The organism is Rhizobacter sp. P2_H2, assembly GCF_056403375.1.
Genome location: NZ_JBFUFP010000483.1, coordinates 1 through 3,962 on the forward strand (window position 1 = coordinate 1; position 3,962 = coordinate 3,962).

At 66.7% G+C, this 3,962-nt stretch carries 6 protein-coding genes; 1 reads left to right on the forward strand and 5 read right to left on the reverse strand.

Annotated features, from left to right (window positions below):
• Window positions 1-217: YfhL family 4Fe-4S dicluster ferredoxin (locus AC1D15_RS20785; protein WP_477827459.1), on the forward strand; the 217-nt coding region annotated here is incomplete at its 5' end.
• An 11-nt stretch (window positions 218-228) separates the two neighbouring features.
• Here AC1D15_RS20785 and AC1D15_RS20790 read toward each other — a convergent pair.
• From AC1D15_RS20790 to prs, 5 genes are all read right to left on the reverse strand, one after another.
• Window positions 229-666, reverse strand: coding sequence for a hypothetical protein (locus AC1D15_RS20790; RefSeq protein ID WP_477827460.1), 438 nt, complete (start codon window positions 664-666; stop codon window positions 229-231).
• The gene (gene pth, locus AC1D15_RS20795) at window positions 663-1,301 is read right to left on the reverse strand and encodes an aminoacyl-tRNA hydrolase (RefSeq protein ID WP_477827461.1); all 639 of its coding nucleotides are present in this window, start codon (window positions 1,299-1,301) and stop codon (window positions 663-665) included. Before pth ends, AC1D15_RS20790 begins: the two co-directional genes overlap by 4 nt.
• A gap of 46 nt (window positions 1,302-1,347) precedes the next feature.
• A complete protein-coding gene (locus AC1D15_RS20800) occupies window positions 1,348-2,703 on the reverse strand; it encodes a peptidase inhibitor family I36 protein (protein ID WP_477827462.1) in 1,356 nt (451 codons plus the stop codon).
• Window positions 2,704-2,890: 187 nt separating this feature from the next.
• On the reverse strand, window positions 2,891-3,532 hold the full coding sequence (locus tag AC1D15_RS20805; RefSeq protein WP_047506460.1) for a 50S ribosomal protein L25/general stress protein Ctc: 642 nt from the start codon (window positions 3,530-3,532) through the stop codon (window positions 2,891-2,893).
• Window positions 3,533-3,637: 105 nt separating this feature from the next.
• On the reverse strand, window positions 3,638-3,962 hold a 325-nt coding region (gene prs, locus AC1D15_RS20810; protein ID WP_477827463.1), incomplete at its 5' end, for a ribose-phosphate diphosphokinase.

Consider the following 3,962-nt stretch of genomic DNA (forward strand, 5'->3'; position numbering starts at 1 on the left):
GTGCGAGCCCGAGTGCCCGAACCAGGCGATCTCGATGGGCGCGGAGTACTACGTGATCGACCCGGGCAAGTGCACCGAATGCGTCGGCCACTTCAACGAGCCGCAGTGCGTGCAGGTCTGCCCGGTCGCCTGCATTCCGGTCAACCCGGCGCATGTCGAGACGCAGGAAAGCCTGTGGGAGAAGTACCGGCGGCTGCAGGCGCAGGCTACCGGTTGATGGTCACCTGATCACTTCGCCGGCTTGCCCTTGGCGGCGGGCACGACGATCCGCACCTCGTCGTCGCCCTGACGGTCCCTGGCCGACTTTCCCTTCGTCGACTTGCTCGTCTTGCCTTTGGTGGGCTTCGCCTTCGGTGCCGACGCGGCATGCGAGACGGGTGCGAGGTTCATCGCACTCGACGGCCGGACGGCCGCTTCGCGCGCCAGCCGGTCCTGCTCCATCTCCGAGCCGGTCTCGGCCTGCTTGCGGGCCGCCGCCTCGGACTCGGCGCGCTGCTGCGCGGTGCGGCCATCACGGGCATCGACGGCCTCGCCATCGGCGCACGGCAGCTGCGAGTAGACGTTGCGGTCGGGGCCGCAGCGGTAGACCGTCGGCCCGGCCACCGCACTCGTGCCCGACATCAACCACGACACGGCCCACAGCGTCGCGGTCAGCCGCGGCTTCATTCGGCTTTCTCCACCGGCATGCCAGGGGCATCGGGCGCCGCGGGCCGCGGCGGCTTCGGGCGCGGGGGCTTGGCGTTCAGCTTCATCGTCGCGCGTTCCATCTCGCCGGCGGCGATCAGGTCGAGCACGGTCATCGTCTTCGCGATCGTGTCCTCGATCGCGACACGCGCCTCGGGCTTCGGCTTGCGCAGCACGTAGTCGATGACCTCGGCCTTCACGCCCGGGTGGCCGATGCCCAGCCGCAGCCGCCAGTAGTCGGCGGTGCCGAGTTGCGCATGGATGTCACGCAGCCCGTTGTGGCCGGCGTGGCCGCCGCCGCGCTTGAACTTGGCCTGGCCGGGCATCAGGTCGAGCTCGTCGTGCGCGACGAGGATCTCCTGCGGCTCGATCTTGAAGAAGCGGGCCAGCGCCGCGACCGACTTGCCCGACAGGTTCATGTAGGTCTGCGGCTCCAGCAGCCACAGCGGCCCGTCGGGGCGGTTCACCCGCGCGACCAGGCCAAAGTAGCTGCGCTCGGGCGTGAGCGAGGCCTTCCATTCGCGCGCGACCGCATCGATCCACCAGAAACCGGCGTTGTGGTTGGTCGCTTCGTATTCCGGCCCGGGGTTGCCGAGGCCCACCATCAGTCGAATCATCCGCGGATTATCGGCTGGGGCCCCGGCGGGCCGGACCGGTACAGATTTACTTCACGAGCGGAGCCACGCCGTTCGCAAACGGCCAGCCCTGCGTCTCGTCGGTGCCGATCTCCCAGTCGAACGCGCCGCGGATCGTCGGGTGGTTGGCCTTCACCTGGTTCCAGGTGTCGATCGCCTGCTGGCGCGTCATGTAGTTGGTGACGCCGGCATTGATGCCGAAGCCGACGACCACGTGCTCGGCGCCCAGCAGCCCGACCCATTCCTTGATGCTGTTGACCACGTAGGCCGGGTCGGCCAGGTTCGGGCCGTCGTAGTACTGCGGCGCGCAGTAATCGATCGCACCGGCGTCCACCATCGACTTGCAGAACACCTTGTCGACCGAGTTCCACGGCGCCGGCGGCGCGCTGATGACGAAGCCCGGGAACTGGCGCTTCAGCTCCAGGCTGATCCAGATCATCTCGTTGGTGTCGGGTGCCTGGCTGCCCTCGAAGGTGTTCCAGTCCATGCCGTCGAGGCCGCCGAGCTGGTTGGCGATCCCGACCACGCTGTTGACGAAGGTCTGCGACTTCGTGCGGTTCGGGAAGCTCATGCCGTTGCCGGCACCGCCGACCGACAGGATGATCTTGCGGCCCTGCGTCGTGCGGGCGTACTGGATGTCGGCCTTCAGGTTGGTCGCGGCGCCGCGGCCGTCGCCGGGGGCGCTCCAGGTGACCGCGCCGGTCGTGCCGGGCGAGCCGCCGACCGGACGCGCGGCAAACAGGTAGACGAGGTTGTAGTTCGCCGGCAGGTCGCGGATGCGCAGCGGCGACGGCTTCCAGTCGGGGTAGTAACCGCCGGCGACCTTGGCCGGCAGGCCGCCCGGGTTCCCGTTGTTGCCGCCGTCGCAGGGGGTCGGCTGCCAGTACCAGGTGCTGATCGTCGGGTTGGTCGCGTCGCTGCCGTTCGCGGTGACGTTGACGAGCTTGTAGTAGTTGCCGTTCGGCACGTAGCGCACGACCGTGCCCACGGTGCGGTAGACCGTGCCCTCGACCCAGTCGACGGCGCCGCAGCTCGCGGTCTGCGTGAGCTTGTACGACGACACGAAGTCGTTGAAGCCCAGCGGCACCAGGTTGGCGTTGTCGGCGGCGAGCTTCAGCGAGCGGCCGCCGTAGTTCGAATGCTCGAACAGCTCGACCTGGTAGCCGCTGCGCAGCTTGACCGACGACGCGCGGTCGTTCCAGGCGCTGCCGATCCAGCTGCTGCCGGTGCCGCTGCATGTCGACGCGCCCTGGTAGTTGACGTGCTCATAGAAGCACACCGCGTCGGCGTCGGCCGCCTGCGCGGCGGGGGCAAACGCGGCGCCGAGCGCCAGCAGCGCGGCCCAGCCGGCGCGCCGCCATGAATGGGTGATGGAACTCGACATGCCTTGCTCCCCGGGTTGGTGATGGGGCTGCACGGTAAGGCCACCGGCTCTCGCAAGACGTATCTCAAACGTGACGGCTGAAACCGCTTTCAAATGTGACGCGTACGGTAGAAATGAAAGCGAAGCTTTGCTGAAAGCAAAAAGCCCCGCCAAGGCGGGGCTTCGTGCGGGCAGCAGGCCGAAGGTCTCAGCCTCGGTTCTGCTTCTCGCTCTTCTTGGCCTTGGTCGGGGCGGCGGCCACCGGGGCCACCACCACCGGAGCGGCTTCTTCCTCGACCGGCACCGAGGTCGAGGCGATGACCGGGTTCGGCTTGCCCTGGGTGACGACCTTGATGCCGTCGGCCAGCTTCAGGTCGCTGACATGCAGCGACTGGCCCTTGACCAGCGTGGCCAGGTCGACCGTCAGGAACTCGGGCAGTTGCGAAGCCAGGCACTGGATCTTCAGTTCGGTGGCGACGTGGTTCACCAGGCAACCGTCGGCCTTGACGGCCGGCGAGTTTTCTTCGTTGATGAAGTGCAGCGGCACCTTCTTGACGATCTTGGTGGTGGCATCGACGCGTTGGAAGTCGATGTGCAGCACGATCTGGCGGAAGGGGTGCATCTGGTAGTCACGCAGCAGCACCTGTTCGGTCTTGCCGGCCAGTTCCATCTCGAGGATCGACGAGTGGAAGGCTTCCTTCTTCAACGCATGGAACAGCGCGTTGTGATCGAGTTCGATCATCGAAGGGGTGCCGGCGCCATAGACGATGCCGGGAACTTTTTCAGCCAAGCGCAGGCGGCGGCTCGCTCCGGTCCCCTGCAGCTTGCGCTCGAATGCGACGAATTTCATGTTGACTCCAAAAGATTGGAAGACACCCGCGACCAGGTGTCTCGAATGGGGCCTTGCAGCCCCGCGAACTCGACCGGCACCGAAGCGCCGGTCGTCGTCTGCGGATCAGAAATTGCTGTTCTGTTCCGCGAACAAGGAGGTCACCGATTCACCGTCGGAGATCCGGCGGATGGTTTCGGCGAACAGGAATGCCACCGACAGCGGACGCACCTTCGAGCAGGTCTTGCCCTCGTCGCTGAGCGGGATGGTGTTGGTGATGACGACTTCGTCGAGCTGCGAGCCCTTGATGCGCTCGATCGCCGGGCCGGAGAACACCGCGTGCGTGCAATACGCATAGACGTTCTTCGCGCCGCGCTCCTTCAGCACCTCGGCCGCCTTCACCAGCGTGCCGGCGGTGTCGATCATGTCGTCCATGATCACGCAGTTGCGC

Excerpts from the sequence above, each read along its gene's own strand:
- AC1D15_RS20790 (WP_477827460.1), bottom strand. The coding sequence starts at position 666 with ATGAAGCCGCGGCTGACCGCGACGCTGTGGGCCGTGTCGTGGTTGATG.
- pth (WP_477827461.1), bottom strand. The coding sequence starts at position 1,301 with ATGATTCGACTGATGGTGGGCCTCGGCAACCCCGGGCCGGAATACGAA.
- AC1D15_RS20800 (WP_477827462.1), bottom strand. The coding sequence starts at position 2,703 with ATGTCGAGTTCCATCACCCATTCATGGCGGCGCGCCGGCTGGGCCGCG.
- AC1D15_RS20805 (WP_047506460.1), bottom strand. The coding sequence starts at position 3,532 with ATGAAATTCGTCGCATTCGAGCGCAAGCTGCAGGGGACCGGAGCGAGC.